Origin of the sequence: Streptomyces sp. PU-14G (assembly GCF_041028275.1) — a bacterium.
In the GTDB taxonomy this organism is placed as follows: domain Bacteria; phylum Actinomycetota; class Actinomycetes; order Streptomycetales; family Streptomycetaceae; genus Streptomyces.
Map to the genome: position 1 here is coordinate 1 of NZ_JASKYT010000568.1, position 3,275 is coordinate 3,275.

At 73.4% G+C, this 3,275-nt stretch carries 2 protein-coding genes; one reads left to right on the plus strand and one right to left on the minus strand.

Annotated elements, in window-relative coordinates:
* Positions 1-164 precede the first annotated feature (164 nt).
* A complete protein-coding gene (locus AB8Z75_RS33430) occupies positions 165-1,457 on the minus strand; it encodes an Ig-like domain-containing protein (protein WP_369208661.1) in 1,293 nt (430 codons plus the stop codon).
* Positions 1,458-1,650: 193 nt separating this feature from the next.
* On the opposite strand from AB8Z75_RS33430, the gene AB8Z75_RS33435 reads away from it, so the two are divergent.
* Positions 1,651-2,934, plus strand: coding sequence for an MFS transporter (locus AB8Z75_RS33435; protein WP_369208663.1), 1,284 nt, complete (start codon positions 1,651-1,653; stop codon positions 2,932-2,934).
* Positions 2,935-3,275: the final 341 nt, after the last annotated feature.

The following is a 3,275-nucleotide window of genomic DNA, read 5'->3' on the forward strand; positions in this document are numbered from 1 at the left end:
CCAGGTCGCCGACGAGCGACTGGCCGAAGAACGGGGGGGGGGGGGGGGGGGGGGGGGGGGGGGGGGGGGGGGGGGGGGGGGGGGGGGGGGGGGGGGGGGGGGGGGGGGGGGGGGAGCCCGGACCCGTGGCGACGGGGGTCAGGGGCGCCGGGCCCCGCGGGTGGTCACTTCAGGGCGGAGCCGGCCACCCACTCGCGCCAGGACATGTTCCAGCCGCCGAGCCCGTTGTCCGGCTTGACGGTGCTGTCGTGGGAGTTGCGCACGGTCACCAGGTCGCCGACGAGCGACTGGCCGAAGAACCGCCCGGCGGGCGACTTGTCGTCACCGCCGCGCTTGTCCGCCAGGCCGATGCATCCGTGGCTGGTGTTCTTCTGGCCGAACGTGCGTTTGGGGGCCCAGTAGTTGCCGTGCAGGAAGGTGCCGCTGCGGGTCAGCCGCATGGCGTGCGGCACGTCCTTGATGTCGTACTCGTCGCCGAAACCGACGGTGTCGCCGTTCATCCGGGTCTCGTCGAACTTCTCGCTGACGACCATTCTGCCGTTGTAGGTGGGGTTCTTCTTGGTCCCCGCCGTGATCTTCAGCTTCTCGACGGTACGGCCACCGCGCTGGACGGTCAGCGTGCGGCGCTCCACGTCCACGACGCTGCGCTGGTCGCGGCCGATGGTGAAACGCACCTTCTTGCGCTGCGTGCCGTAGACGCCGGGAGCCGCCCGCACGTCGCGCAGCCGCAGGTCGAGGGTGACCTCCGTGCCGGGTTTCCAGTAGGTGCGCGGCCGGAAGTCGAGGCGGTTGTTGCCGAACCAGTGCGCGGCGATGGGCACCCGGGGCTGCGAGGTGACGCTGATCGCGCGCTCGACGGCCGCCTTGTCGGCGATGGAACGGTTGAAGTCGAGCGAGACGATCATCGCGGTGCCGACGGTCTGGTTGTGCTCGGGGCGGAAGTAGCCGACGAAGCGGTGCGGCGGCACCCGGGTGGAGAAGGTCGCGTGCCGGATCACCCGGTCCCCCTCCCCGTCGACGGCCACCACGTCCACCACGTAGGTGCTCGCCAGCTCCAGCACCGTCTTGGAGGAGCGCTGCCCGCCCGGGCGTTCGGCGGCGTCCGCGTCGGTGGCGGGCACCGGGCGCCAGCTGCGCCGGTCGGACGAGAAGCGTCCGGGGACGGGGCGCCCGGCGTCCTTGCCCTTGCGCTCCATCCGCACGCTGCGCAGCTTCCCCTCGGGCACGGACACCTCGACGCGGGCGTCGGTCGGCACGTCGTCCGCCCCGTCCGCGGGCTTCACCTGGATGGCGTCCTCGGGCGGCTTCGCGTCGTCCATGACGCCGCACCCGGCGGGTGCCGCGCACAGCAGCGCGAGCCCCACCGCGAGGGCGCGCGCCAACCGGGTCGCGCGCCCCGCCGCGGCGCGCGGTGCCCCGCCGCCTGCTGCCGTCGTACCCCGTGCGCCCCGTGACATGGCGTCCCCGTTCCTGTGTGACTGTTCCGGCGCGTTGGCTGCTGTCCGTCCCCCACGGACGTCCGGACCAACGAAGCGCGTGCGAAGGGGACACCAAAACCACGCGAGTGAACGAGTGTCTCCTTCGGGAGGCTTCGGCTCGGGAGCGAAAATCACTCGCCGGGCGCGATGGTCTGGACCAGACTGGGGGGCCGTGACCTCTCCCGGTGCCCAGACGGCCTCCTTGCGCTCCCGTAACTTCGTTCTCTTCTTCACCGGCCGGGCCGTCGCCAAGCTCGGCGACGCGATGCTGCCCCTGGCGCTGTCGGCCGGTCTGATCCAGCAGGGTCACGGTCCCGGAGCGATCGGTGCGGCGCTGGCCTCGCTGACGGTGTTCCTGGCGGGATTCGTCATCTTCGGCGGCGTCTTCTGCGACCGGTTCAACACCCGCGCCCTGATGATCGCGTCCGACCTGGTGCGGGTGTGCACCCAGGGCCTGATGGCCGGGCTGTTCCTGACCGGGCACGTGGTGCTGTGGCAGGTGTGTGCGATCGGCGCGGTCAACGGCATCTGCGCGGGCCTCTTCCAACCCGGCGTCGCCAGCACCATCCCCCGCGTCGCCTCCGACGTGCAGGGCGCCAACGGGCTGATCGGCACCGCCGAGTCGCTGGCGATGCTGCTCGGGCCCGCGGTGGCCGGTGCGCTGGTGGGCTCCTTCTCCCCCGGCGGCGTGTTCGTCGCGCACGCCGCCACGTACGCGCTCAGCGCCGCCTGTCTCGCGCTGCTGCGGCTCCCCGCACAGGCGCCGCGGGCCGAGCGCCCCACCTACCGCGCGGACCTGGTCGAGGGCTGGCGGGAGTTCAAGGCGCGCACCTGGATGTGGAGCGTCATCGTCATCTGGATGGTCTACATGGTCACGGTCTCGGGGCCGCTGGTGCCCCTGACCGCCTCCGAGATCATCCCCGCCGACGGCCCCGGCGTGTACGGCCTGGTCAATTCGGCGCTCGGCGGGGGCACGGCGCTCGGCGGACTGCTGGCCCTCCGCTTCCGTCCCGTGCGGCAGCTGCGCGCCGGATCCTTCGCGCTGCTCATCTGCTGCCTCTACCCGGCCGCAGTCGGCCTGGCGCTGCCGCCGGGCGTCATGATGGTGGCCGCCGCCATGTGGGGCCTGGGCGGCGGCATCTGGGCCGTGATGTGGTCGACCAGCGTGCAGACCCAGGTGCCGGGGGAGGTTCTGAACCGGATCCACGCCTACGAGGTGGCCGGCTCGCTGGCGATGATGCCGGTCGGTCAGGCGCTCGCCGGGCCTGCCGCGCAGTTGTTCGGCGGCCGGACGGTGCTCCTCGCGGGCGGCTTCGTCATGATCGGGGTCAGCGCGGCCCTGCTCGCGGTCCCCGCGATCCGCAACCTGCGCGCGGTGACACCGGCCGCCGCCCTCGCCTCGTCACCCGGCGGCGCGCCCACCGCCCACGACCACGTGCCGGAACACGGCGCCTGACCCGGCCTTCTCCCGCCCTCTCCCCTTCTCCCGCCTCGCCCTCTTCTGCTTTCCCTCTCCTCCGGCGACCGCGCCCCCCGTCCGCGGTCGCCGGAACCGCGGTGCTCTCAGGGCAGCACCCGGAGCAGGGCGTCGCGGGTGCGGTGGTGCCGGGTGGTCATGAAGCGGTGCAGATGGCGGGAGGCCCAGGCGGTGCGCTGGGCGCGTGCACGGCCCGCCCCGGCGCGCGGTGCTCTCAGGGCAGCACCCGGAGCAGGGCGTCGCGGGTGCGGTGGTGCCGGGTGGTCATGAAGCGGTGCAGATGGCGGGAGGCCCAGGCGGTGCGCTGGGAGCGTCGCCGC

Coding starts and splice junctions, on each gene's coding strand:
- AB8Z75_RS33430 (WP_369208661.1), bottom strand. CDS start 1,457: ATGTCACGGGGCGCACGGGGTACGACGGCAGCAGGCGGCGGGGCACCG.